The organism is Candidatus Salinivivens marinus, from assembly GCF_965655845.1.
Classification (GTDB): domain Bacteria; phylum Pseudomonadota; class Alphaproteobacteria; order Rhodobacterales; family Rhodobacteraceae; genus Salinivivens; species Salinivivens marinus.
The window spans coordinates 158,619-182,651 of the sequence record NZ_CBFHHX010000002.1; the positions used below are offsets into that span (position 1 = coordinate 158,619).

Below are 24,033 nucleotides of genomic sequence, written 5' to 3' on the forward strand. Positions count from 1 at the left end.
ACAATTTTTATTCCATATGAAAAACGAGGCGCATTAGGAGACTCCAAATGACAACGACACGTTTTGCACCATCTCCCACTGGATATTTGCACATAGGAAACTTGCGTGCGGCATTAATGAATTTTTTAATAGCCAGAAAGTCTCGGGGAGAGTTTATTTTACGAATAGATGATACTGATGCAGAAAGATCTAAACAGAAGTTCATCGATTCAATTTTGTTTGACTTGGAGTGGCTTGGGTTAAATTGGGATAGAATTGAATATCAATCAAAAAGATTGGAAAGGTATGTCAGCACGGCCGAAGAATTAAGGGAGATGGGCAGATTTTACGAGTGTTTTGAAACCCCTACTGAACTAGATTTGAAGAGAAAAAAGCTACTGAATATGGGGAAACCACCTGTTTACGATAGGGCTGCTTTAAATCAGAGTGCAGATGAAAAACTTTCAATCAAAGCTGAGCGTGGATCAGGTCATTGGCGATTTCTTTTAGATCACGAAAGAGTAACATGGACTGATGGTATACTTGGAAATATGTCAATAGATGCTGCATCAGTCTCTGACCCAGTTCTCATTCGGGGTGATGGCCAGTTTTTATATACTTTAGCTTCGGTTGTAGACGATATAGAAATGGGAGTTACAGACATTGTGCGTGGTGCTGACCATGTTACCAATACGGCCACTCAGATCCAAATAATGAAAGCACTAGGAGTGCCGCCTCCAAGCTTTGCGCACCACTCTCTGCTTATCGGATCACAGGGAGAATCTTTGTCGAAAAGGTTTGGTACCATGGCACTGAAAGATTTACGTGCCTCTGGATTAGAGCCATTTTCAATAATATCTCTGATTGCTAGGCTGGGGTCGAGCCAGCCGGTAGAACTCTATTCTAGTTTTGAGGAAGTAGCTGCAGGTTTCGATTTATCAAACTTTGGCTCCGCACCCACAAAGTTCGATCTAAATGATCTTAAACCTCTAACACAACGCTATATTCAAAACCTGCCCTTTGAAGAAGTAAAAAATGATTTAATGAGTGCCGGCGTGCCCTCTAATTTAGCAGAATCTTTTTGGAATGTTATACATGAAAATATAAAGGTGCGTTCGGATCTTGCCGCATGGTGGACAATTTGTGCAGAGGGTGCTGAACCTTTAATTGACGACGAAGATAAAGAATTCGTTATGCAAGCTTTGATTTTGTTGCCTGCACAACCATTTACATCAGAGACATGGGGTAAATGGACTACAGCAGTAAAAGAAGCAACGGGTAGAAAAGGTAAAAATTTGTTTATGCCTCTACGAAAAGCACTCACGGGTATGGAGCATGGACCGGATATGTCGGCGTTTTTACCCTTTTTACAAATAATAAAGGCAAAGGTGTAACTTATTAAGCCCGAATGACTTCTAGTAGAAATCTACTTTTGATTTTTACAGTAGGTTTATATTTTCTGTTCTGGCTCGGTTTGATAATTAGTCTTCCATTCTTCCATCGTCATCCCGTAGAAAAGTTCCCGAGCTTGCTCTTTATCCATAGATACTCCGCGCTCGTTGGCTGCTTCTTGGTACCATCTGGCGAGACAGTTTCTACAAAAACCCGCCAAATTCATCAAATCGATGTTTTGAACATCAGTACGTTTCTCCATAAGATGATCTTTTAATGAGCGGAATGCAGCAGCTTCTATTTCAAGTTTTGTTTGGTCGTCCATTATTCTCTCCGGCTCGTTAGATAGTTTCAATATTATCTTTTATACTTAATTATAATTACTGTAGTTAATTTCTCTATATACAAAGATTTGAAGAAACCATAAATAACCTATTAGAGCGGTACTTTAGTTTTTTAATATTCTGAGCTTATTTTTTGCGAGTGTTAATATTTTTTTACAATTTCTCGATACATAGATCAATGTTGCACTGAATATTAAAATAGTTCATACAGGCGCTATGTTACCGCTAACATATAACCAGTGGTTTTCATGATATAAAGGAAAGCTGATGAGACGTCATCGCAATGTAAAAATCGTTGCAACCCTTGGTCCAGCTTCGGACGATTACGAAACTATTAAGGCTCTTCATCTTGCTGGAGCTGACGTCTTCCGGTTAAATATGAGCCATGGTTCTCATGATGATATCGCACAACGTCACAATACTATCAGAGAGATTGAGGAAGAATTAAATAGTCCAATAGGGATACTTGTTGATCTGCAGGGGCCAAAACTACGGGTTGGGGAGTTTAAAAATGACTCCGAAACCCTTGTTGAGGGGCAAGAGTTCCGTCTTGATCTGAAAACGGATTTGGGAACTTCTAAAAGAGTTAGTCTACCGCATCCTGAAATTTTTGCTGCTCTTACGACTGGATCAATCTTATTGGTAAACGACGGAAAAATTAAACTCGAAGTTACGGCATTTAGTAAAGACTCCGCAGACTGCATTGTAAGGGCTGGTGGTGTTATTTCTGATAGAAAAGGAGTGAATGTTCCAGATGTCATTCTTCCTCTAGCTGCTTTATCTGAGAAAGATAGAACAGATTTAGAGTTTGCTTGTGGATTAGGTATTGATTGGCTGGCTCTGTCCTTCGTGCAACGGCCTGAAGACGTTATGGAGGCGCGTGAATTAGCAAAAGGACGGGCAGCTGTTTTATCGAAGATCGAAAAACCAGCCGCACTTGCGAAATTTGATGATATTCTGAAGAGCTCTGATGGTATTATGGTTGCACGTGGCGACCTGGGAGTTGAATTGCCGGTTCAGAACGTGCCACCAGTTCAAAAAAGATTAGTTCGTGCGTGCCGGGCAGCAGCCAAGCCAGTGATAGTGGCTACGCAAATGCTAGAAAGTATGATTGAAAGTCCAATGCCTACTCGGGCTGAGGTGTCAGATGTGGCTACGGCAATATATGAAGGTGCTGATGCAATCATGTTGTCAGCGGAATCTGCAGCTGGTCTTTATCCTGTAGATGCAGTTCAAACGATGGATAATGTTGCGATTGAGGTTGAAAGTGACCCAACGTATCGAGAAATTATAGAAGCATCGCGAAATGCACGTCGTAACTCTGTTGCAGATGGAATAGTGTCTGCTGCACGAGAAATTGCAGAAACAACTGATATTAAAGCGATCAGTTGTTACACTCAATCTGGGACAACCGCCTTGCTAATCGCTCGGGAAAGGCCGCGTGTTCCAATTGTTGCCATGACTTCTGAAATAGAAACAGCAAGAAGATTATCACTCACTTGGGGCACAAATACTGTTATGTCTGGAGCGAAGCAACGTTTCAAAGAAGCTGTTGTCAGTGCAGTGCGAGGAGCATTATCGGAGGGTTATGCTTCGGAAAACGATCAAATAGTAATAACTGCAGGTGTCCCATTTAATATACCAGGCACTACAAATATTTTGAGGGTCGCTCCATGCAACGAAAGAATGATCTATTCAATGGATCCAGAATAGCGACCTCAGTAAGCAATTAAATGCGCACTTTCATTAATATTTAAGTCCAAAATATTGAAAATTGGGCTTGCGCAGACTACTAACTGCAGATATGTCAGCGACGCGGGGCCGGCTAATGGCATGCCGAGTCTCGTGTTAACATTTTCCTAAGGAGAACCAAATGCCTAAGATGAAGACTAAATCGAGCTGCAAAAAGCGATTTAAAGTGACTGCCACCGGCAGGGTTAAAACCGCCCAAGCTGGAAAGCGGCACGGAATGATTAAGCGGACAAATAAATTTATTCGTACAGCCCGAGGTACTACAACCCTCAGTGCCCCTGATGAAAAAATCGTTAAGGGCATGATGCCCTACGCGCGATAAGGAGAGCTAGAATGTCTCGAGTAAAAGGTGGTACAGTTACACACGCCCGACACAAAAAAATTATTGAGCAGGCTAAAGGCTATTACGGCCGACGCAAGAATACTTTCAAGGTAGCTGCGCAAGCGGTGGACAAAGCCAATCAGTACGCGACCCGTGATCGCCATAACAAAAAGAGAAATTTTAGAGCGTTGTGGATCCAGAGGATAAATGCTGCTGTCCGTGCTCATGATGAAGCACTTTCGTATAGTAGATTTATAAATGGATTAACAAAAGCGGGTATCGAGGTCGACCGGAAGGTGCTCGCGGATCTCGCTGTGCATGAGCCAAAAGCGTTCAGCACAATAGTAGATCAAGCAAAAGCCGCTTTAGTAGCTTAGTCTGAGAAAAAATTTTTAGATAAAGCCGTGCAGCTAGCGCGGCTTTTTTATTACATCGGATACAAAAAAACTTGTCAATCTATCTATACATGATAGCACAGTGTCGCCTGAGTAGTGAGGAAAAATGGACGATTTACGTATAAAGTATATTACAGCCATTTCCGAAGCTAAAGATGAAAATTCTCTAGAAGATGTTCGTCTTGCGGCTCTTGGAAAAAAAGGTGAGGTCAGTTTGCGAATGCGCGAGCTGGGCAAGATGACACCTGAAGAGCGGAAAGTGGCTGGCCCCACGCTCAATGCGCTCAAAGATGAACTTAACTCAGCACTTAATGCAAAAAAGACTGCTTTAGCAGATGCCGTTTTAAACGCACGCCTTGAAACCGAGTGGTTAGATGTAACCTTGCCATCTCGCTCAAAAAACAATGGCTCTATTCATCCAATTTCCCAGGTAACAGAGGAAGTTATTGCAATTTTTGCCGATATGGGCTTTTCGGTTGCTGAAGGACCAAGAATTGAAACGGATTGGTATAATTTTGATGCACTGAATATCCCTGGTCATCATCCGGCAAGAGCCGAAATGGACACTTTCTATATGAAAAGGAAGTTAGATGATGAGCGGCCGCCTCACGTTTTAAGAACGCATACTAGCCCAGTGCAGGTTCGTACAATGGAAAAAAGTGGTGCACCAATTCGTGTAATATGTCCTGGGGGAGTATACCGAGCTGACTATGACCAGACCCACACGCCGATGTTTCATCAGGTTGAGGGTTTGGCAATAGATAAAGATCTATCAATGGCAAATCTAAAATGGGTGCTTGAGCAATTTGTGAAGATCTTTTTCTCAGTAGATGATGTTGAACTCAGGTTTAGAGCATCTCATTTCCCATTTACGGAGCCATCAGCTGAGGTGGATATCAGATGTTCTTGGAATGACGGTCAATTAAAAATAGGTGAAGGTAATGACTGGCTGGAAATACTTGGGTCAGGCATGGTGCATCCTAAAGTCTTGAGTGCGGGGGGTATTGACCCCAATATTTGGCAGGGATTTGCATTTGGTATGGGAATAGATCGGATCGCAATGCTTAAATATGGGATTCCTGATTTAAGATCATTTTTTGACAGTGACCTACGTTGGCTGCGTCATTATGGTTTTGCATCGTTGGATCAACCTAATTTGCACGCGGGACTAAGTCGTTAAGTAGGGAAATATATTTAAGTCTTGTAATGTTAATAAAACATCCAACAATATTTTATAATCTTTTAGAGATAGTTACCCATAATAATCACGGACAGGCATAATGAAATTTACATTTTCTTGGTTGAAAGAGCATCTAGATACAACGGCTTCTTTGGACGAGGTTGTATATGCTTTGACTGACCTTGGCTTAGAGGTGGAAGAAGTAAGTGATCCAATAAAAAAATTAAACGATTTTACAATAGGAAAAATTCTCAAAGCCGAGAAACATCCTGATGCGGATAAATTACGTGTTTGTAAAGTCGACACTGATAATGGTGAGGCACAAATAATTTGTGGTGCACCGAATGCCAGAGATGGTATTCTAGTTGTCGTAGCAAAGCCGGGCGTATACGTGCCGGGAATTGATACAACGATTGGGGTCGGTAAAATCCGAGGAATAGAAAGTCATGGAATGATGTGCTCTGAGAGAGAAATGGAGCTATCAGACGAGCACGATGGTATTATTGAACTCGCGTCAGGAGATGTAGGTGAACCCTACGGTAATTGGCTATTAAAAAACAAGCCTGAAAAGGTAGACGCCGTTGTTGAAATAGCAATAACGCCTAACAGGCCAGATGCATTGGGTGTTCGCGGCATTGCCCGTGATTTAGCGGCACGGGGTTTGGGTACTTTAAAGCCGATGGAGGTACGACCCATTCCTGGAAAATTTGAATGTCCAATATCTGTATCCATTGAACCTGATACTCTTGTAAATGCGCCGGTTTTCTATGGTAGATTGATAAGAGGGATAAAAAATGGTCAATCACCACAATGGTTGCAGAATAAATTACGTGCAATTGGGTTACGGCCTATTTCAACTTTAGTAGATATTACGAATTTTTTTACTTATGATACCAATCGACCGCTACACGTTTTTGACGCAGATAAGTTGAATGGAACCTCTATCAGAGTGCATGATGCACTGGGAGGGGAAAAATTTAGCGCTTTGGATGATAAAGAGTATGTGTTGTCAAAAGGTATGACAGTAATTTCTGATAGCGAAGGAATAGAAAGTTTAGCAGGCATAATGGGGGCTAGCGCCTCTGGATGTACTGATACTACAGAAAATGTTTTCATTGAGGCTGCATATTTTAATCCAATAAGGACAGCTTACACTGGACGAGAACTAAAAATAAATTCGGATGCTCGATATCGCTTTGAAAGAGGAATAGATCCAGAGTGGACGGCTTTTGGTATTGAGGCGGCCACAAAAATGATCATTGAATTATGCGGCGGAGAACCATCCAATGTTGTCCAGGCAGGTGAAATACCTAATCATGGCAGGGCATACAAAGTAGATACTGCAAGGATTGAGTCTTTAGTCGGCATGGCCATTCCACCACATAAGCAGCTAAATATTCTGGCAAACCTAGGCTTCGTTATCAAGGGCGATACTGCAAGTGTACCTAGTTGGCGGCCAGATATTCAGGGTGAAGCTGATCTTGTAGAGGAGATAGCGCGGGTAGTATCTCTTACAAAGCTACAGGGTATACCGCTTCCTAGAATTACTAATGCGGTCCCTAAACCTGTATTAAGTGCAACGCAGCTTAGGGAGCAAACTTCCCGGCGAGCAGCTGCTGGATTGGGATATAATGAGTGCGTTTCATATAGTTTTATCGATGAGAAAAGTGCGAAGTTATTCGGTGGAGGTGATGCTTCTACCCAGTTAGAAAATCCAATTTCTAGTGAGATGAGCCATATGCGCCCAGATTTATTTCCGGGTTTATTACAAGCTGCTTCAAGAAATCAAGCTCGAGGCTTTTTTAATATGGCGCTATTTGAATTAGGACCTGTATTCAATGGCGGTGATCCTGGAAATCAGCAAAATAACCTTAGTGGTGTACTGATCGGGCAAACTGCCTCGAAAGATGTGCATGGGCAGGATAGAGAAGTAGACGTTTTTGATGTTAAGTGCCACATAGAGAATATCTTATCTTTAATTGGAGCTCCATCTAAATTCCAAATTTTACGTGGTGCAGAATCCCATTGGCACCCTGGACGGCATGGCCGTATTTGTCTTGGCCCGAAAAAAACCATAGGTATATTTGGTGAGCTACATCCGAAGATTTTAAGTTCTTTTGATATAAAAGTACCAACAGTTGGCTTTACCATTCTGCTTGATAATATTCCTACACCTCGAAATTCAAACACTACTCGGCCACCGTTTAGAGCAAGATCCTTGCAGGCAGTTGAGCGAGATTTTGCTTTTGTTGTCGGTGCAAAGGTAGAAGCGTCAGTTATAACAACTGCAGCAATGGCGTCTAAAAAGGATATCATCGAAGAGGTTAGAGTTTTTGATGAGTTTATTGGTGGTGATTTAGGTGATGGAAAGAAGTCAGTTGCAATAACTGTAAGACTACAGCCCACTGAAAATACTCTTACAGAGGTTGAGATTGAGGAAATTAGCAAAGGTATTATTGAGAGAGTAGAATCTTCTACGGGTGGTATTTTGCGCCGTTAGCTAATACATGATTACAATTTTTCTGATTAAAAAGAATGGTAAATTTGAAATTTCATTTCAACAGATAAAAGGAGAATTTAATGCTAGGTGTTTATTTAGCGGGTGAAATTCATACTAATTGGAGAGAAGAGATAGCAGATGGCGCTCGAAATCTTAATGTGATGTTTACGGCTCCCGTAACTGATCATGAAGCTAGTGATGATTGTGGTGTCAAAATAATGGGCTCTGAAGAATTGAAATTCTGGCACGATCATAAAGGAGCGAAGCTCAATGCAATTAGGACAAGAAGATTTATAGAAGAAGCTGACGTTATTGTAGTACGTTTTGGTGAAAAGTATAAGCAGTGGAATGCAGCCTTTGAGGCTGGTTATGCAGCAGCACTTGGCAAGTCAATTATTGTGATGCATGGGCCTGATCATCAGCATGCATTAAAAGAGGTAGATGCTGCGGCATTGGCAGTTGTACAATCCTCCAAACAGGTTGTGGAAATATTAGAGTATATAGAAAAAGGTACTTTGCCAGCTTAACCAGCTAAGAGTGTCACTAAGTTTATTTGTTAACTCAGCTTAATGTAAGATGCTTAAAGCTTTAAGATCAGGTTTGACCGTTTCTATTCCGAGGGCTTCACCGACTGCAGCGTATGTTAATTTACCATCGTGTACATTAAGCCCATCAAATAGATGTGGGTTATCCGAACAGGCCTTTATCCAGCCTTTATCTGCAAGAGAAATTATAAAAGGAAGTGTAGCATTCCCGAGAGCTAAAGTTGAAGTGCGTGCAACTGCTCCCGGCATATTTGCAACGCAGTAATGCATTATGCCATCTATTTCATAAATTGGATCAGCATGTGTCGTGGCGCGAGATGTTTCAAAACAACCACCTTGATCAATTGCAACATCAACTAAAGCGGTGCCAGGTTGTAGGGTAGATAACTGCTCTTTGCTTATTAATTTTGGAGCCTCTGCACCTGCAACCAGAACGGCACCAATGATTAAATCTGCTTGTGAGGCGAGTTCAGCAGTTGCCTTTTGTGATGCATATCCATTTTTAAAAAGGTGACCGAAGACGTCATCAATATAGCGTAGACGGGATAATGATTTGTCTAATACTGTAACATCGGCACCCATTCCAGCAGCAACTCTTGCTGCATTAGTGCCCACCACACCGCCACCAAGAACTAAAACTTTTGCAGGCGCTACTCCAGGAACTCCTCCCAAAAGAACACCTCTACCACCATTAGCTTTCTGTAAAGTCCAAGCTCCCATTTGGGGTGCAAGACGGCCTGCAACCTCTGACATTGGCGCCAAGAGTGGCAAGCCCCCATTTAAATCCGTTACCGTCTCATAGGCGATTGCGGTACATCCACTGTCAATAAGGTCATGGGTTTGTTCAGGGTCTGGTGCCAGATGAAGATAGGTAAATAATAATTGACCGCTTCTAAGCATTTTACGTTCGATTGCCTGGGGTTCTTTAACCTTAACGATCATGTCTGCTTTATAAAAAACCTCTTTTGCACTTCCAACTATTTCAGCTCCCTCTTTTTCATAATCACTATCAACAAACCCCGCGCCTTGGCCGGCATTCGTCTCTATGGTTACAAAATGGCCGCGCCTAACGAGTTCGTTTACCGCAGCTGGTGTCAGGCCTACTCTAAATTCTTGTGACTTTATTTCTTTTGGGCAACCAACCTTCATCACCTAATCCCACTAGTTTACTTAAGAGAACAATACGTTGCTTTTAAAGAAATTTTGTGTTAATTATTGCTCTATAATGGGTTTTTATTGAAATAATTTTCGAAAAAATGTTAACTTAATGATATGAAATTCGAGAAACATAAGTTGGATAGCACAGACTTACGAATCCTTAAGGTGCTTCAAATCAAGGGCAGAATTTCGAATGCAGAACTTGCAGACGAAATTAATTTATCTCCTTCAGCATGCCATAGAAGGATCCAAAGGATTGAGGACAGGGGTTTTATCAAAGATTATGTAGCATTATTAGATCCTAGAAAAGTTGGTGTTCCAACCACCGTCTTTGTTGAGATAAGGCTTAACGCACAAGCTGATGATGTTCTTGACGCGTTTGAGAAAGCTGTGTCTAAAATCCCTGACGTATTAGAGTGTCATTTGATGGCCGGCTCGGCAGATTATATTCTTAAGGTCGTTGCAGAAGATACTGAAGATTACTCGAGAATCCACAGGCAACAATTGACTAGATTACCTGGAGTTGCACAAATGCAAAGTTCTTTTGCGCTCCGAACTGTATTTAAAACTACCGCATTACCAGTGTAACGTGCTGTTCAGATAAAATAGTCTTCAAAGACATTAATTATGGAAAACTTAATAATTTCCACTAGCATTTAGTGACATTAGTCTGTAATTTTGATTCCCTGTCATTCTTTTAGATTTTAGCAGCCAATTTAAGTTATAGTAACCACATAAAATAAGACGTTTTAAAAAATGAAAAAAAATCAGCGGGATAAGTTTAATTGGTTAGAGGCTGAACTCAATGAAACATACGATGAGATGTTTGAGGCTGAGTTTTCTGAGCCAATGCTCCCGGATGAGTTCTGGAAAATATATAAGGGTGAACGTCCAGACACATTAGAAAAAAGAACCTACTTTGGAAATTTATTACGTCTCCAGATGAAATTAATAAAATTACAGGATTGGGTGGAAAATACAGGATCAAAAGTGCTCATTATTTGTGAGGGTCGCGATGGCGCGGGGAAGGGCGGTGTAATAAAAAGGATAACACAACGTTTGAATCCACGCGTTGCACGTGTTGTTGCTTTGCCCAAACCCACTGAGCGAGAAATGACCCAGTGGTATTTTCAGCGCTATGTACCTCATCTGCCTGCAGGCGGTGAGATCGTATTGTTTGATAGGTCATATTATAATCGCGCCGGGGTAGAGCGTGTTATGGGCTTCGCCTCTGAAGACCAGGTGGAACAGTTTTTTCGTGATGTGCCAGAGTTTGAGCGGATGTTGGTAAGATCTGGAATAATCGTCCTTAAATATTGGTTTTCAATTTCAGATGAAGAGCAACAGTTACGTTTTATGATGAGAATTCACGATCCAATGCGACAGTGGAAACTTTCACCCATGGACCTTGAAAGTAGGGTCAGATGGGAGGATTACACAAAAGCCAAAGAAGAAATGTTTTCCAGGACAAATATACCTGAGGCACCTTGGTACATAGTCGAGGGGAATGACAAAAAGAGAGAACGGTTAAATTGTATTGAGCATATTTTGAGTCAAATTCCATACTCAGAAGTTGATCACGAAAAAATAGAGCTACCAGATAGGGTTTTTAATCCTGACTACGAAAGACGAGTGCTGCCCGACAAACTCTATGTTCCTAAAATATATTGAGGTTGTTAAGATAAATAAAAACCCCCATCAGTGGTGGGGGTTTGAGTGAAATAATTTAAAGCATTCCTTCACGTTGTGCTTTTTTACGCGCCAGCTTTCGAGCTCGTCTTATCGCTTCAGCCTTTTCACGGGCTTTTTTCTCCGAGGGCTTTTCAAAATGTTGTTTTAACTTCATTTCGCGAAATACACCTTCTCGCTGTAATTTCTTCTTCAAAGCACGAAGAGCCTGGTCTACGTTGTTATCTCTTACACTTACCTGCATGTGGTAGTCACCACCTTTCCAATTTTGAGTTGCGCTTTATCGCAGGAAATGTTTGGTTACCAAGAAATTGAAATTTTGTCCATAGTATAAAATTGAGAACAAAAGATAGTTATGACAGAACAGAAAGAAACATTAGAAAAGCTTTTATCTGCTGCAAAACTTCACGTTCCCTTTGATGGTTGGGGAGATGTTACCTTCAATGCAAGTTGTGAAGATGCAGGTTTGGATCCCCAAATTGCTCGTCTTTATTGTCCACGTGGTGGACTGGACCTTGCTATTTATTACCACCGGTTATGTGATCAAAAGCTATTTGAGGAAAACAGGTCGCGACAGTGGGATGAAGCAAGGCTGCGAGATAAAGTAGGTAGTTTAATAAAAAATCGACTTGAACTTGTTGATGAAAAAGAACTTGTCCGGCGTGCCACCACTTTGTTTGCGTTACCTCCCAATAATATTACTGGCTTAAAATTAATCTGGGAAACGGCAGACATCATATGGAAGCTAGCAGATGATACCTCTAATGACATTAACTGGTACACCAAAAGAACTACACTCTCCGCTGTGTATGGCGCAGTAGTATTATTTTGGCTTGGTGACAATTCTTCTGAAAGTGAGAAAACCTGGGAATTTTTAGATAGACGTTTGGCAGATGTAATGAGGTTCGAGAAATTAAAGAGTACGCTCAAAGCCAATCCAACGCTTAAGCCATTTAGTGATTTTATTATTAAAACAGCTTCTAATATCAAGGCTCCTGTCGAGTCTAAAACACCTAAGCCAGGTAATTTTCACTAAGCTTATGCAATAAATGATAATTTGTCAGGGTATCAATGAAAGTAATTGAAATAACGAAGCCGGGTGGTCCAGAGGTATTAAAATTATCATCAAGAACCTGTCCAGAACCTTCAACTGGGCAAGTTTTAATTAAGGTTTGCTATGCAGGTGTAAACAGACCGGATGCGTTACAGCGGGCGGGTCTCTACAAGCCTCCGAGCGATGCTTCAGATTTACCTGGGCTTGAGGCGGCTGGCGAAATTGTTAAGATAGGTAATGCTGTTAGTGGCCTTAGTATTGGTGAACCAGTTTGTGCCCTACTTCCCGGCGGTGGATATGCTGAATATGTCACAACACAAGCAGCTCATTGTTTACCAATTCCAGATGGCTTTTCATTGAAACAAGCTGCTTGTCTTCCTGAGACTTTTTTTACGGTTTGGTCAAACGTATTTCTACGTGGAAAATTGAAAGCAGGAGAGCGTTTCTTAGTTCACGGAGGGTCGTCAGGTATTGGGACTACCGCAATACAACTTGCAAATAAGATGGGTTCTAGGGTTTTTACTACTGCTGGAAGTGATAAGAAACTAGCAGCCTGTTTAAGATTAGGTGCTGAAATTGGGATAAATTATAATGAAAAAGATTTTGTTGAGGAAATTAAAAAAATAGGTGGAGTGGATGTAATCTTAGATATGGTAGGTGGTGAATATATTGCTAAAAATTTGAAGTGCCTGAACGAGGATGGAAGATTAGTTCAAATAGCATTTCTCCAAGGGGCTAAAGCAGAAGTAAATTTTGCCCAGTTAATGATGCGAAGACTTACATTTACTGGAAGCACTCTCAGACCGCAGTCCAATCTCCAAAAAGCACAGATTGCAAGTGAATTAAAAGAGAAGGTTTGGCCATTACTGCGCACGGGAAATATTGAGCCGGAGATAGATAGTGAGTTTTCTCTGAAGGAAGCAACAGAAGCGCATCGACGAATGGAGAGTTCGGCACACATTGGAAAGATAGTGCTCAAAGTTGGATAATAGAAACTTTTTGGTTAAGTGTAATTGACACTTAAAACTTCATAGGCTTTCTCACCACCTGGTGTTCTAACTTCTACGCTATCGCCCGCATCTTTACCTATCAATGCCCTCGCTATTGGTGATTTTACATTTAACAGACCTTTTTCAATGTTTGCTTCATGCTCGCCAACAATTTGCCAAGTTTTTTCTTCATCCGTATCTTCATCAACAACAGTAACGGTTGCTCCAAATTTTATTGATCCTGATAAAGATTGTGGGTCAATCACGTCCACAAGAGATAGGATAGCTTCGAGTTCTTTAATTCGCCCTTCAATAAAGCTCTGTTTTTCTCTTGCTGAATGATATTCTGCATTTTCAGATAAATCACCGTGTTCCCTTGCTTCCGCAATGGCTCTAATGATGGCAGGACGTTCCTCGGATTTTAAAAGTTTAAGCTCAGCCTCTAGGGCTGAATGTCCTTTGGGTGTAATGGGTATTTTTTCCATTCACATTTTCTTTCATAATCATTAGTTTTCATACATCTTACTTTACTAAACCATGTTTGCTCAATGTATAATATGTGAATTCTTCTTCAAATGGTGTAACTGGGCAAGAAATTTCATATTATTATCCAAATTAATAATAATTTCCTTATATTTTGAGATACAATGCCGCAAAAGCTATTTTTAAATATAACAACAATTGACGCCCAATAAATAAGCACCATAAATAATGGTAGGAAGTCTAATCTAAAGTGGAGACCTAAAAATGGCGGCCATAGAACGTGAAATGATGGAATGTGATGTTGTTATCGTTGGAGCAGGGCCAGCGGGCCTTTCTGCCGCAATTAGGTTAAAGCATCTGGATGAAAATTTAAATGTGATTGTCCTCGAAAAGGGTTCGGAAGTAGGTGCCCATATATTATCAGGGGCAGTCCTTGATCCATCTGGTTTAGACAGACTTATGCCTGATTGGCGGGAGCGAAATGCTCCAATAACTGTGTCAGTAAATAAAGATAATTTTTATATCCTGGGTGAAGCTGGACAAATCAGACTTCCAAATTTCCTGATGCCGCCGTTAATGAATAATCATGGTAATTACATTGTCTCGATGGGTAACGTATGTAGATGGATGGCGGAGCAGGCAGAGGCATTGGGTGTTGAAATATTTCCTGGAATGGCATGTTCAGATTTGGTTTTTGGTGAGAATGATGAACTTATGGGTGTTGTTGCAGGAGAGTTTGGCCTGGGGCCGGACGGCAAGCCAACCGATGCGTACGAACCAGGCATGGAATTACATGGTAAATATGTGTTTTTGTCAGAAGGGGTTCGGGGCTCATTATCAAAAAAACTGATAAAAAAATATTCTTTGGACACGGATAGTGATGCTCCGAAATATGGACTTGGAATGAAAGAAATATGGGAGGTACTTCCAGAAAACCATAATGAGGGCGAAGTCACACATACACTTGGCTGGCCACTTGGGTTTAAGAGTTCTGGAGGCTCATTTGTTTACCATTTGGACAACAACCAAGTCTACGTCGGCTACATAGTAGATTTAAATTATAAGAATCCATATTTATTTCCTTATATGGAATTTCAAAAATTTAAACATCATCCTAAAATTGCAAAGATGCTCAAAGGCGGAAAAAGGGTGGCTTACGGGGCGAGGGCCGTCACTAAGGGAGGTATACAATCAATCCCAAAAGTAGCCTTTCCAGGAGGTGCGCTTCTTGGATGTTCTGCAGGGTTAGTGAACCTTCCGCGAATTAAAGGTAACCACAATGCTATGCACTCGGGAATTGATGCAGCAGATGCGGCCTTCAAGGCGATCAGTGATGGTAGAGCAGGGGATATTTTGCATGAGTATGAAGAGAGCCTCAAAAAAGGCCCAATTGGTAAGGACTTAAAAAAGGTGCGAAACGTAGCACCCTTAAACGGTCGGTTTGGTCCACTAGCCGGTTTATTGATTGGTGGTTTTGATATGTGGTTTCAATCTATTTTTCGGTTTTCAATGCTTGGAACTTTAAAGCATGGAAAATCAGATGCAGAGAGTACCGAAAAGGCGAAGGATCATAAAGAAATTTCATATCCAAAGCCCGATGGTGTCCTTAGTTTTGATAGGCTCACAAATGTATCATTCAGCATGACAAACCATGAAGAAGCTCAACCACCTCATCTTAGGCTAAGTGACAATACAATTCCAATTAATGTTAATTTACCTAAATACTCTGAGCCGGCTCAACGGTATTGTCCAGCTGGCGTTTATGAAGTTGTAGAAGAAGATAACGAGAATAGATTTGTAGTTAACTTTCAGAATTGTGTTCACTGTAAAACCTGCGATATCAAAGATCCCAGTGAAAATATTACTTGGGCGACTCCCCAAGGGGGTGATGGACCTAATTACCCCAACATGTAAACTACGAGCTTTACTGGTGAGTACATAACCTACGATGCAAATTCACTAATTTTCAGTAAAAACTGCTGTAAAATTTTTGAAAAAATAACTAAAAAGCAAAAATGTTGAAATTTTTACCTCATTCTATTTTCCTACTTATCATTTTAAGTATAGCTGGCATGGTTAGAGCAGAAATTAGTTTTGGAGGATATTTAGCAGGGCGCCATGCACTTTCTACAAAAGACTTCGATGCAGCTTCAACATATTTATCGAGAGCTATTGAAGATGACATTGAAAACCCGGAGCTATTAAATGGTCTAATTAGTGTACAAGTGTCACTAGGGGATATTGGTGCAGCAAAGATTTCCTCAGATAACTTAGACTTACTAGGCGTTCAAACCCAACTATCAAACATGGTAAAGATCGCAATCCAATTACGTAATCGGGATTTTGATAATGCAAAACAACAGATTGAGAATGAGCAAGGGATAAATCCGCTATTGGACAAAATAGTAACCGGGTGGGCTTTTGCTGATCAGGGCAATTTTGAAGATGCAGAAACTATTTTTGATGAGATAGGTAAAGGTTCCTCGCTTGCTCAGTTTTCTCAAATGCAGAAAGCATCAATGCTGGCTGCCTATGGACGATATGAAAGTGCATTAAATACTATTGAGAACTTAGAAAAAAACTCAAACCGAATCTCTATCGATACGCGAGCATTGAAAGTCCAACTGCTCTTAAAACTGGATAATAAAGAGGAAGCTACTGAGTACTTTTCGAAGATTTTTGGTGATGGGGTAAATTCTGACGCAGCAAATTTGCGTATGCAAGTTGAAGATCATCCAAATGCTTATGCTATTGAAGAAAGTCTGTCACTTGAAGCAGGTATTGCATACGCCTTTTATGCAATCGCTGACATTCTTAAAGACGATGCAGATCCAAATACTGCACTTTTATATGTTCGCCTCGCCCAGTACCTCAACGAGAATAGTCAGAAGGCTATATTGTTAGCTGCTGATTTGTTGGAGCAAATGGGACAATATGATATGGCAGTAGCAGAGTATGCAAAAATTTCTCTATCAAGCTCTTATTTTTTAAGTTCGGAGTTGGGTCGTGTTGGCGCACTTCGTGATGGAGGAAAGACTGAAGCTGCTCTTGAGGTTTTATATTATTTATCTAGAGAGTTTTCAGATAGTGGCATTGTTCATAATTCTTTGGGCGACTTTCTGCGACGGGAAGAACGCTATAGCGAAGCAAAAATAGCATATGACAGAGCCGTTGATATATATAGAGAAAATAATAATGTTTCCTGGCTCGTTTTGTATGCTCGAGGTATAACACATGAAAGATTGCAGGAATGGGATAAAGCAGAAGCGGATTTTAGGAACGCTCTCACTATTAATCCAGATCAGGCAAATGTCCTAAACTATTTAGGGTACTCTTTAATTGATAGAGGTGAAAAGCTTGATGAAGCAATGACAATGATAGAAAAAGCGGTCAGCTTACAGCCGGAAAGTGGTTACATAGTGGATAGCTTAGCATGGGGCCTTTTTAAATTAGGTAAGTATGAGACTGCAATTCCACATATGGAAAAGGCCGCTGAGTTAATGCCTGTGGACCCAATTGTTACGGATCATCTTGGTGATTTGTACTGGGCAGTGGGTAGGCAACTGGAGGCAAAATTCCAGTGGAGACGGGCATTATCCTTCGATCCTGAGCTAAAGGATGCAACTAGAATAAGAGAAAAATTACGGATTGGTCTCGACAGGGTTCTTGTAAATGAAGGTTTAAAGCCAACATCTGATTTATACACTAATGATAAATGAATTTGCTCCAGCAAAAATTAATTTGTCACTGCACCTTGTAGGGCAAAAAAGTGATGGCTACCATTTGCTTGATAGTATCGTTTCTTTTGTAAATGTTGGTGATACTTTACGCATGACACCAGGAGGATCAAGTGGGTTAATTGTCGAGGGACCCTTCGCAAAAGATCTCCCTAGTTCCAATCACAATTTAGTTTTCAAAGCGGTTGAAATATTCGGTAATGTAAGACTTCCTCAGATAACGTTAGAAAAAAACATTCCAGTGGCATCAGGTATTGGCGGCGGTTCTGCAGATGCTGCTGCAACAGTTCGGCTAATTTCTAAAGTTTATGATGAGCCAAAACCTCCAATAAACAAACTAATCTCATTGGGTGCTGACGTGCCAGTTTGTATGCATAAAGGAATTGTTCGAATGATGGGTGTCGGCGAAAAGATTATAAATTTATCTCCTGCTCCAAACGTTGGAATTCTATTAGTTAATCCTCGAAAAGCCCTTTCGACATCCGAGGTATTCAACGCTGTCAAAAAGAAAAACAACTCTGGAGTTAAGTCGCATACTTTCATGGAAGATAAGCTCAATTTATGGTTTGATTGGATTAACTCAATGCGAAATGATCTCACTTCTTCTGCGATAAATCTAGTTCCAGAAATTAGATTCATTCTGGATAAACTTGTTACTTGCGATGGTGCTAAGGTGGTTAGAATGTCTGGTTCAGGGGCTACATGTTTTGCCTTGTTCGAAAATTTTGACCTATTGCAGGATGCAAAAGATAAAATTAGAAAAGATTGTCCATCTTTCTGGTGTGAAAAAGGTCAACTTATTTGACGCGATCTACAACGTAATCTGCTAAATTTGTTAGTATTATTTTTATATCATTATCAGGAACGGCATCCAAAGAATTCTTTGCTGTTTTCGCCCATTTTAGGGCATCCAATCTCGTTCTTTCTATTGCTTCATATTTTTGCATTAATTCGAGTGCTTTATTGAAGTCTTCAGATGTCTGATCGCCTTTCTCAATGGTTCGCTTCCAGAAGTCTTTTTCGTTTTGATTACAAGATGAAATGGCTTTAATAAAAGGTAGAGTTAGCTTGCGTTCGCGAAAATCATCGCCATTATTTTTGCCGATTATTTTACTATCACCAGCGACATCTAAAAGATCATCAACTATTTGAAATGCAACTCCTAGTGCATCCCCGTACTTATAAAGAGCATTGATTATTGGTTCCTCAGACCCAGAAATTACAGCTCCAACCTGTGTGGCGGCAGAAAACAGTGCTGCTGTTTTGCCACGTATAACTTTTAAGTAAATTCCTTCATCGGTACTAATATCCCGCGAAACAGTTAGCTGCAGAACCTCACCTTCTGCTATAGTAGCAGATGCATTTGCTAAAATATTTAGAACCTCCAATGATCCCGTCTCAACCATTAGTTGAAAGGATCTAGAGAACAAGTAATCCCCGACTAGAACAGAAGATTTATTATCCCATAAAAGATTAGCGGAAGGTTTGCCCCGGCGTTTTTTACTTTCGTCTACGACGTCATCGTGAAGAAGAGTTGCAGTGTGAATAAATTCTACAATTGAAGCTAAGTGAATATGATATTGCCCTTCATATCCACACATTTTTGCTGATGCTAAGGTCAATAACGGTCTTAACTTTTTACCGCCTGCGTTTATCAAGTGTGATGCTATCTCCGGTATTCGAGGTGCATACTCAGATATCATCCGCTCATGAATTAATTTATCTACTGCATCTAGCTCTTTCTTTAGAAGTTCAGAAAGCAAATCGTGCGGCTTTTGATTGTTTTGGTCTGACGCCATTTTATCCTCAGTGTAAACTCGACATAACTTAATTTTATTTCTACTATTGTCCAATGAAAGAGCTACTGCGAACACAGGATCCGACCGTCATACTTTATGCCAAGACAGTATTAGACAGCGTTGGTATAACTAGCTTTGAAGCGGACGTAAATATAAGCAATTTATATGGAGTTCTTCCACGCCGACTTCTGGTAGTTGATCAAGAATTTGACGCGGCGCTGGATGCCCTTATTTCGAATGGTGTAGATGCAGATTTTTCTAATGGTAAATGATTTTTCTATCGATGAGTTTTTAGGGGGCAGGCTTAAAATTAAGCAACCTTTGCGAGGTTATCGTGCTGGTGTTGACCCTGTCTTGCTAGCAGCATCTGTAAATGCCTATGAAGGCGAAGATATACTTGATCTTGGTTGTGGAGTAGGGGTCGCAAGTTTGTGTCTTTCCCAGCGGATTTCTGGATTGAATATCTATGGGATTGAAATCCAAAGTGACTATGCCGCTTTGGCGAGTGAGAATTCAAAATTAAATTCCCTGGATTTAAATATAATAAATACAAATATTGCTAATTTGCCTGAATCTTTGAGGCAGATGCAATTTGACCATATTATTGCAAATCCTCCCTATTTTGATGGACTATCCTCAACTGCATCACTTAACGAAGGGCGCGATACTTCGCGAATAATAAATACCCCGTTAGCAGATTGGGTATTGGTGATGGCTCAGCGGCTGAAGCAAAAAGGTTGGGCTCATTTAATATATCGGGTTGACCGATTTGATAAACTGTTCCCTTTATTAAACGCTCGTTTTGGAAGCTTCGTTTTGACACCTATTGTGCCGAGGGCAGGTAGAGATGCTGAGCTCATAATAATTCACATGAGAAAATCTGGTAAAGCAGCTTTGCGGTTAGAATCGCCCTTATGTTTGCACAAGGGTGGCAAGCATCTTGCCGATTGCAATGATTATACCAATAAGGTCGAAGATATTCTGCGTGGCCGAGGGGAATTAACTTCTTGGATCAAAAATAATTAACTTAATGCAAGAAATCTTTAAAAATATTAGTTTAAAGAAAGTTCGGAGGTGACATGAAGACATTTATATGCTCAACTTAAGAGGTAAGTTTTTACAGGAGATAATAGATGACAGTTTCTTCCCATGTCCTCACCCTTCGTAAAAAACATCAAGAACTTTCAGAAGAAATAGAAGAGGCCCAAAGAGGCTTAGCTACTGATGATCTACATGTTACGGAGATGAAGAAGCGGAAATTAAAAATCAAAGAAGAAATTTCCCGCCTTCAAGCTTAATAAATATAATTTAGTTTCAGAAAATAAATTTCTGATATTCAATTTTTGTTCCTGCGTATTGTTTCGCCACGATTAAAATTTGGTTCTAACTCAATTATTTGGCCCTCAGCAGTAGCAGTCTCGGAAAGTCTTGCCGCAATAATTTCAGCAGCTTTTTGCCCAATTTCATAACGACATGCATCCATTGTAGCGAGCTTCATAGGTAATCCGTCCAATAATTCTACACCATTAAAACCTGCCAAACCTATTTCTTCCGGAATATTTTTCCCACAATCTAGTAAATGAAGTAACCCCCCTGCGCCAATCATGTCATTTGAGTAATAAATAAAGTCTAAATCACTATGTTTGTTCAAGATTAACTCAGTTAGATCTCGACCTTTTGCAAGAGCGGAACCCCCCGAATAAAACTCTGTTCCAACTATTTCCATGTTATTAGCCTTGAGTGCATCGGATAAACCTTCGAAGCGCTTTTGTGCTCTATGGTCTAGTGGCATCTTTGTACCCAAAAAACCGATTTTTTTGTATCCGGATGTAATTATTTCCTGAGCCATTAATCTACCCGCTCGCCGGTGTGATATCCCAACCATTCCATCGATAGGATCACCGTCAACATCCATAATTTCAACAACGGGTATTCCTGAGTTCTTAAGCATCAAACGTGATGTCTCCGAGTGTTCCAACCCAGCAATAATTATTCCCGCGGGTCTCCATGATAACATTTGATATAGGACTGTTTCTTCCTTTTCAGGAATATAATCTGTAATTCCCACTACAGGTTGTAGATCGGTATTTTCCAAAACAGAGTTTATTCCCATCATAACTTCGGGAAATACCATATTTGACATACTTGGAATAATTACGGCTACCAGATTTACACGCTGGCTTGCCAGTGCTCCGGCTATTTTATTTGGTACGTAACCCAAATCCTTTGCAGCTTGTAGAACTCGATCTCGCGTAGTTTGAGAAACGTCGCCTCTTCCTCTTAATACTCGACTAACGGTCATTTCTGAAACACCTGAAGCTTCTGAAACATCCCTTAGCGTAAGTGGGCGCTTGCTCGTTGATGCCAAATCTTGTCCTTTTATTTGTGAGATTGTCTTTATAGTTTAGTTGTAGATCAAACAGATCAAACATTACAAGTCAAAGTAAAATGAGGATCTAATTATTTATTGTGGGATTATTTAGATAGACAAACTCTGCTAAATTTACCAGAATCCTATAATCCTTGGAACGAAGCACAAACCTAACTGCTATTGTGACCGAAGCTTCTTGTATTTATACCTTACCAAAGGCCCCGTGGCTCAACTGGATAGAGCAGCCCCCTCCTAAGGGGCAGGTTGCAGGTTCGAATCCTGCCGGGGTCGCCAACAAGTATGTAGTTAAAAAATATTTTTTAATCGGCCATCAAACTAAGTTGCCCGCTCGTGCCGAAACTAAAAAATCTTCTTTACTACCTATAAAGTTTTTACCCCGCTGACCTAAGAAAGCTGCATCTATAATATTGGTAGTCTCTTCTTGGTTTGCTCCATAATCCCTGAAGCGCATCTTTACTTGCATAGCACTTAAGGTTGAAGTTAACATATCAGCTCCCTTCAACAGGTTTGTGCCAAAGATCTCTTGCAAAGCTTCTCTTCGAAATCCACCAATTTTAGCAACTGACCTTAGAATTGTTGGAAGTGTGAATGAACATGCAATTCCATGTGTCACGCCATACTTTAGAGTAATGGGGTAGCTCAAATTATGGGCAATCGCTGTCTTTGTGTTTGAAAATGCCAATCCCGACATTAATGCGGCTTCAGCGAGATTTTCTCTGAGAGCTAGATTTTTTGGCATCGAAAGCAATTCTGGTAAATCGCGTATAATGGTTTTTGCTGCAAATATAGCGTAACGTGCCGAAACTGGATTAGCGTTGCAATTCCAAATACTCTCTAACGCGTGTGACAGAGCGTCAAGTCCGGTCGCCATTGTTAGATCAACTGGTTTATTTACCATGAGGGATGGATCTATAATAGCATATTTTGGGTATAGATCAGGATGAGCTAGTGAATATTTCTTTTGCTCTGTTTCGTCCCATATTGTCGCCCAGCATGTAACTTCGCTGCCAGTTCCAGCCGTAGTGGGAACAGCAATAATTGGAATAGGAGGCAGATTTAGTTCTTTTTTTTCATTGGTAACAAAGTCTAAAACATTGCTGAATCCAAGAGTTGAAGCGGAAAGCACTTTAGCTGTATCGATTACTGAACCACCGCCTAGTGCCACAATTATTTCTATATTAGTCACCTTAGAGTTTAGCCGTTCACATTGATCATGCAGTATTTGGCAATCAGGATTAGGCTGCACATCATTAATTGTACATTCAGCAGGCCCTACCAAATCCTCTAATTCCTTACGAATTTTGGCAAAATATGGTTCATCATATGTTACAACGGCATATCGATGGCCTCTTAATTCAGTTGCTAATTCAGTGCTGGCGGACACATTAAATTTTATATTCACGGGATTAAAATAGGACCAAGCATGAAAATCGTCATTTGGCATTTTTGGAACTTCCCAAGAGAATAGAAACTATTTATTGGTAGTATACCATCGTCGATGCACGCGGTAAATAAATCTATTACTTCTGTGGCGAGACTGTCAAATATATTTCCCATATTAGAGGGTAAAGGTTTGGTTCATAATGGGTAGTAATTTGATTGTAAAATCAACTTTTATTAATCTATCTCTTAGAGTTAGGATTGGATTATAAGATTGTTGAAAGAATTTTAAACGTGTCTCCAAATTTCTTATTAGAAAAAGATTTAATCCACAGTGGTTACTCAATAATTGCAGGTGTTGATGAAGTTGGCCGAGGACCTTTAGCAGGTCCTGTCACTGCCGCAGCAGTGATATTAGACCCGCTAAATATTCCAGAAAATTTAAATGACTCAAAATTATTAAGTTTGAAAAAAAGAGAAAAAATATACGAAGAGCTTCTGTATAGTTCTACTTTTGCAATTGCACACGTCTCACCGGAAGAAATTGATAAGCTTAATATTTTGCAAGCTTCGTTGTTGGCAATGGTAAATGCTGTTTCTAAATTAAACGTGACACCAAACCACATATTAATTGATGGAAATAAAGTTCCGGAACAATTAAGTGGTATGGCCACCGCAATAGTCAAGGGAGACAGTAAGGTTGCATCAATTGCAGCCGCTTCAATAATTGCAAAAGTAACTAGAGACAGGTTAATGCGTGATCTGGATTCAGACTTTCCTGTTTATGAGTGGGCCAAGAATTCTGGATACCCCACAAAGTGTCACATGAATGCAATACTTAAGTATGGTATTACCCCTCATCATAGACGTTCATTTAAGCCGATACACAATATCTTGTGTGGTTAAAACAATCAGAGATTTAATTCAAAAACGAATTGACGGA

Annotated in this window: 25 protein-coding genes and 1 tRNA gene; 19 read left to right on the forward strand and 7 right to left on the reverse strand. The window is 40.4% G+C overall.

The annotated features are described in order from the left end of the window. Positions 1–47 precede the first annotated feature (47 nt). On the forward strand, positions 48–1,373 hold the full coding sequence (gene gltX / locus ACTF5Q_RS03005; RefSeq protein ID WP_438953219.1) for a glutamate--tRNA ligase: 1,326 nt from the start codon (positions 48–50) through the stop codon (positions 1,371–1,373). A gap of 56 nt (positions 1,374–1,429) precedes the next feature. On the opposite strand, the gene ACTF5Q_RS03010 is transcribed toward gltX, so the two are convergent. Then, positions 1,430–1,696 carry a DUF1244 domain-containing protein gene (locus ACTF5Q_RS03010; protein WP_438953220.1) on the reverse strand — a complete coding sequence of 89 codons (267 nt, stop codon included), beginning with the start codon at positions 1,694–1,696 and terminating at the stop codon, positions 1,430–1,432. A 286-nt stretch (positions 1,697–1,982) separates the two neighbouring features. Here ACTF5Q_RS03010 and pyk point away from each other — a divergent pair, with 286 nt between their 5' ends. The 6 genes from pyk (at position 1,983) to ACTF5Q_RS03040 (ending at position 8,391) form a co-directional block, all read left to right on the forward strand. After that, the gene (gene pyk / locus ACTF5Q_RS03015) at positions 1,983–3,428 is read left to right on the forward strand and encodes a pyruvate kinase (protein ID WP_438953221.1); all 1,446 of its coding nucleotides are present in this window, start codon (positions 1,983–1,985) and stop codon (positions 3,426–3,428) included. Positions 3,429–3,588: 160 nt separating this feature from the next. Beyond that, positions 3,589–3,789, forward strand: a complete 201-nt coding sequence (rpmI, locus tag ACTF5Q_RS03020) for a 50S ribosomal protein L35 (protein ID WP_153902924.1) — start codon at positions 3,589–3,591, stop codon at positions 3,787–3,789. 11 nt (positions 3,790–3,800) lie between these two features. Then, the gene (gene rplT / locus ACTF5Q_RS03025) at positions 3,801–4,166 is read left to right on the forward strand and encodes a 50S ribosomal protein L20 (RefSeq protein ID WP_438953222.1); all 366 of its coding nucleotides are present in this window, start codon (positions 3,801–3,803) and stop codon (positions 4,164–4,166) included. 124 nt (positions 4,167–4,290) lie between these two features. Next, complete coding sequence (pheS, locus tag ACTF5Q_RS03030) at positions 4,291–5,364, forward strand: phenylalanine--tRNA ligase subunit alpha (protein ID WP_438953223.1); 1,074 nt, start codon at positions 4,291–4,293, stop codon at positions 5,362–5,364. Between the two features lie 100 nt (positions 5,365–5,464). After that, positions 5,465–7,864 carry a phenylalanine--tRNA ligase subunit beta gene (pheT, locus tag ACTF5Q_RS03035; protein ID WP_438953224.1) on the forward strand — a complete coding sequence of 800 codons (2,400 nt, stop codon included), beginning with the start codon at positions 5,465–5,467 and terminating at the stop codon, positions 7,862–7,864. An 80-nt stretch (positions 7,865–7,944) separates the two neighbouring features. Further along, positions 7,945–8,391 carry a YtoQ family protein gene (locus ACTF5Q_RS03040; protein WP_438953225.1) on the forward strand — a complete coding sequence of 149 codons (447 nt, stop codon included), beginning with the start codon at positions 7,945–7,947 and terminating at the stop codon, positions 8,389–8,391. A 39-nt stretch (positions 8,392–8,430) separates the two neighbouring features. Here the strand turns inward: ACTF5Q_RS03040 and ald are convergent, their stop codons facing one another. Next, a complete protein-coding gene (gene ald / locus ACTF5Q_RS03045; protein WP_438953226.1) occupies positions 8,431–9,558 on the reverse strand; it encodes an alanine dehydrogenase in 1,128 nt (375 codons plus the stop codon). Positions 9,559–9,681: 123 nt separating this feature from the next. On the opposite strand from ald, the gene ACTF5Q_RS03050 reads away from it, so the two are divergent. Both ACTF5Q_RS03050 and ppk2 read left to right on the forward strand, forming a co-directional pair. Further along, a complete protein-coding gene (locus ACTF5Q_RS03050; RefSeq protein ID WP_438953227.1) occupies positions 9,682–10,155 on the forward strand; it encodes an Lrp/AsnC family transcriptional regulator in 474 nt (157 codons plus the stop codon). A 168-nt stretch (positions 10,156–10,323) separates the two neighbouring features. After that, a complete protein-coding gene (gene ppk2, locus ACTF5Q_RS03055; RefSeq protein ID WP_438953228.1) occupies positions 10,324–11,238 on the forward strand; it encodes a polyphosphate kinase 2 in 915 nt (304 codons plus the stop codon). A gap of 55 nt (positions 11,239–11,293) precedes the next feature. On the opposite strand, the gene rpsU is transcribed toward ppk2, so the two are convergent. Next, entirely contained in the window at positions 11,294–11,500 is a 207-nt protein-coding gene (rpsU, locus tag ACTF5Q_RS03060) for a 30S ribosomal protein S21 (RefSeq protein WP_008207378.1), read from the reverse strand. Positions 11,501–11,611: 111 nt separating this feature from the next. On the opposite strand from rpsU, the gene ACTF5Q_RS03065 reads away from it, so the two are divergent. Both ACTF5Q_RS03065 and ACTF5Q_RS03070 read left to right on the forward strand, forming a co-directional pair. Beyond that, positions 11,612–12,292, forward strand: a complete 681-nt coding sequence (locus ACTF5Q_RS03065; protein ID WP_438953229.1) for a COQ9 family protein — start codon at positions 11,612–11,614, stop codon at positions 12,290–12,292. A 35-nt stretch (positions 12,293–12,327) separates the two neighbouring features. Further along, positions 12,328–13,299 carry an NAD(P)H-quinone oxidoreductase gene (locus ACTF5Q_RS03070; protein WP_438953230.1) on the forward strand — a complete coding sequence of 324 codons (972 nt, stop codon included), beginning with the start codon at positions 12,328–12,330 and terminating at the stop codon, positions 13,297–13,299. 14 nt (positions 13,300–13,313) lie between these two features. Here ACTF5Q_RS03070 and greA read toward each other — a convergent pair whose 3' ends face one another. Further along, entirely contained in the window at positions 13,314–13,784 is a 471-nt protein-coding gene (gene greA / locus ACTF5Q_RS03075) for a transcription elongation factor GreA (protein ID WP_438953231.1), read from the reverse strand. Positions 13,785–14,046: 262 nt separating this feature from the next. On the opposite strand from greA, the gene ACTF5Q_RS03080 reads away from it, so the two are divergent. The 3 genes from ACTF5Q_RS03080 (at position 14,047) to ACTF5Q_RS03090 (ending at position 18,324) form a co-directional block, all read left to right on the forward strand. Next, positions 14,047–15,696 carry an electron transfer flavoprotein-ubiquinone oxidoreductase gene (locus tag ACTF5Q_RS03080; protein WP_438953232.1) on the forward strand — a complete coding sequence of 550 codons (1,650 nt, stop codon included), beginning with the start codon at positions 14,047–14,049 and terminating at the stop codon, positions 15,694–15,696. Positions 15,697–15,797: 101 nt separating this feature from the next. Next, complete coding sequence (locus ACTF5Q_RS03085) at positions 15,798–17,501, forward strand: tetratricopeptide repeat protein (protein ID WP_438953233.1); 1,704 nt, start codon at positions 15,798–15,800, stop codon at positions 17,499–17,501. Beyond that, on the forward strand, positions 17,491–18,324 hold the full coding sequence (locus ACTF5Q_RS03090; RefSeq protein WP_438953234.1) for a 4-(cytidine 5'-diphospho)-2-C-methyl-D-erythritol kinase: 834 nt from the start codon (positions 17,491–17,493) through the stop codon (positions 18,322–18,324). The genes ACTF5Q_RS03085 and ACTF5Q_RS03090 overlap by 11 nt, the downstream gene beginning before the upstream one ends. Here ACTF5Q_RS03090 and ACTF5Q_RS03095 read toward each other — a convergent pair. After that, positions 18,317–19,318: a polyprenyl synthetase family protein gene (locus ACTF5Q_RS03095; RefSeq protein ID WP_438953235.1), complete on the reverse strand. Its 1,002-nt coding sequence runs from the start codon at positions 19,316–19,318 to the stop codon at positions 18,317–18,319. The two genes, ACTF5Q_RS03090 and ACTF5Q_RS03095, sit on opposite strands and share 8 nt — an antisense overlap. A gap of 53 nt (positions 19,319–19,371) precedes the next feature. Here ACTF5Q_RS03095 and ACTF5Q_RS03100 point away from each other — a divergent pair, with 53 nt between their 5' ends. From ACTF5Q_RS03100 to ACTF5Q_RS03110, 3 genes are all read left to right on the forward strand, one after another. Continuing rightward, complete coding sequence (locus tag ACTF5Q_RS03100) at positions 19,372–19,590, forward strand: putative signal transducing protein (protein WP_438953236.1); 219 nt, start codon at positions 19,372–19,374, stop codon at positions 19,588–19,590. Then, entirely contained in the window at positions 19,580–20,344 is a 765-nt protein-coding gene (locus ACTF5Q_RS03105; RefSeq protein ID WP_438953237.1) for a tRNA1(Val) (adenine(37)-N6)-methyltransferase, read from the forward strand. Before ACTF5Q_RS03100 ends, ACTF5Q_RS03105 begins: the two co-directional genes overlap by 11 nt. Positions 20,345–20,451: 107 nt before the next feature. After that, a complete protein-coding gene (locus tag ACTF5Q_RS03110) occupies positions 20,452–20,616 on the forward strand; it encodes a YdcH family protein (RefSeq protein ID WP_153902909.1) in 165 nt (54 codons plus the stop codon). A 38-nt stretch (positions 20,617–20,654) separates the two neighbouring features. Here the strand turns inward: ACTF5Q_RS03110 and ACTF5Q_RS03115 are convergent, their stop codons facing one another. After that, the gene (locus ACTF5Q_RS03115) at positions 20,655–21,686 is read right to left on the reverse strand and encodes a LacI family DNA-binding transcriptional regulator (protein ID WP_438953238.1); all 1,032 of its coding nucleotides are present in this window, start codon (positions 21,684–21,686) and stop codon (positions 20,655–20,657) included. A 220-nt stretch (positions 21,687–21,906) separates the two neighbouring features. Between ACTF5Q_RS03115 and ACTF5Q_RS03120 the strand changes: the two genes are divergently transcribed. Then, positions 21,907–21,983, forward strand: a tRNA-Arg gene (locus tag ACTF5Q_RS03120). Positions 21,984–22,020: 37 nt separating this feature from the next. Here the strand turns inward: ACTF5Q_RS03120 and psrA are convergent. After that, complete coding sequence (psrA, locus tag ACTF5Q_RS03125) at positions 22,021–23,154, reverse strand: iron-containing alcohol dehydrogenase PsrA (RefSeq protein WP_438953239.1); 1,134 nt, start codon at positions 23,152–23,154, stop codon at positions 22,021–22,023. Positions 23,155–23,351: 197 nt separating this feature from the next. Between psrA and ACTF5Q_RS03130 the strand changes: the two genes are divergently transcribed. After that, entirely contained in the window at positions 23,352–23,996 is a 645-nt protein-coding gene (locus ACTF5Q_RS03130; RefSeq protein WP_438953240.1) for a ribonuclease HII, read from the forward strand. Positions 23,997–24,033: the final 37 nt, after the last annotated feature.